2 protein-coding genes are annotated in these 1388 nt (G+C 69.6%); both read left to right on the forward strand.

Translation table 11 applies throughout. The features are described 5' to 3' along the window. Positions 1–275 (forward strand): helix-turn-helix domain-containing protein (locus tag ACOADB_RS06155; RefSeq protein ID WP_378597072.1); only part of this gene is annotated, 275 nt, incomplete at its 5' end. Next, a partial coding sequence (locus ACOADB_RS06160) for a site-specific integrase (protein WP_378597073.1) occupies positions 268–1388 on the forward strand: 1121 nt, incomplete at its 3' end. The genes ACOADB_RS06155 and ACOADB_RS06160, both read left to right, overlap by 8 nt.

Below are 1388 nucleotides of genomic sequence, written 5' to 3' on the forward strand. Positions count from 1 at the left end.
GTGATCGCTCCGGACGAGTCTCCGCACCTTGGTGCCACATGGAGACCACCACGCACCCCAGCCCCCTGACCACGACCGCAGCCGACACCCTGCTGCTCACCCTCGACGAGGCCGCCCGGCAACTGCGCTGCGCGCGCCGCAGCGTCGAGCGCCACGTCGCCAGCCACCGCCTTCACGTCGTCCACCTCGGCCGCTCTGTGCGCATCGAGCGCCGCGAACTTGAGCGGTTCATCGCCCATATGCGGGACTCGTACGCGGAGGTCCGCGATGAGTAGGCCCCGCAAGCCTGTCGAGCAGACCACCTCCACGCTCTACCAGGGCGCCGACGGCAACTGGCACGCCCGCGTCACCATGGGCCGCCGTCCCGACGGCAGCACTGCCCGCAAGCACGTCCAGCGGCAGACGAAGGCGGAACTGCGCGACGCCGTCCGCGACCTCGAACGCCGCCGCGACAACGGCACCTTCGTCTGGACCCGCGACGACATCACCCTGGCCCAGTGGCTCGAGCACTGGCTCGAGTCCGTGCTCCCGATGACCGCACGCTGGAAGACCCTGTCGACGTACCGCAGCCAGATGCGCGTCCACGTCATGCCAGCCCTCGGGCAATGGCGACTCAGCGAGCTCCGCCCCGAGCACCTCGAAGAGCACTACCGACGGATGCAGACCGACGGCCACTCCACCCACGTCATCCGCGGCGTCCACCGCGTCCTGCGGTCCGCACTCAACGAGGCCGTACGTCGCCGACGGCTCGCCACCAATCCGGCCCTCGTCTCGCGCCCGCCACGCGCCGAGGACGTCGAGGTCGAACCGCTCTCGGTCGAGGAGAGCCGTAGTGTCCTCGCCGCCGCGCAATCCACGTTGCACCCAGCCCGGTGGTCGATCGCCATCTCGCTCGGACTCCGCCAGGGCGAGACGCTCGGCCTCCTGTGGCCCGACGTCGACCTCGACGACGGCGTCGTCCGGATCCGCCGAGCCGTGCAACGCCACACCTGGGAGCACGGCTGCACGGTCATCGACGGCGTGCCCTCGTGCGGACGGAAGCGCGGCGCGGAGTGCGAGCATCGGAGCGGTGGCGGCCTACAGCTGGTCGAACCGAAGACGAAGGCGTCGAAGCGGACCATCGTGTTGCCTCAACCGCTCGTAGACGAACTGCGTGCCCATCGGGCCGTGGTCAACCGTCGACGTCTCGCAGCCGGATCCGACTGGGACGACACCCACGACCTGGTGTTCCCCGCCGCCAGCGGTGGTCTGATCGATCCCGCAGGCGATCAGACCGCATGGAAGGCGCTCCTGCAACAAGCCGGCGTCAGAGAAGTCCGCCTCCACGACGCCCGCCACACCGCAGCAACTCTGCTGCTCCTGCAGAACGTCGACATCCGCACCGTCAT

This window comes from Nocardioides sp. CPCC 206348, from assembly GCF_048654705.1.
Taxonomy (GTDB): domain Bacteria; phylum Actinomycetota; class Actinomycetes; order Propionibacteriales; family Nocardioidaceae; genus Nocardioides.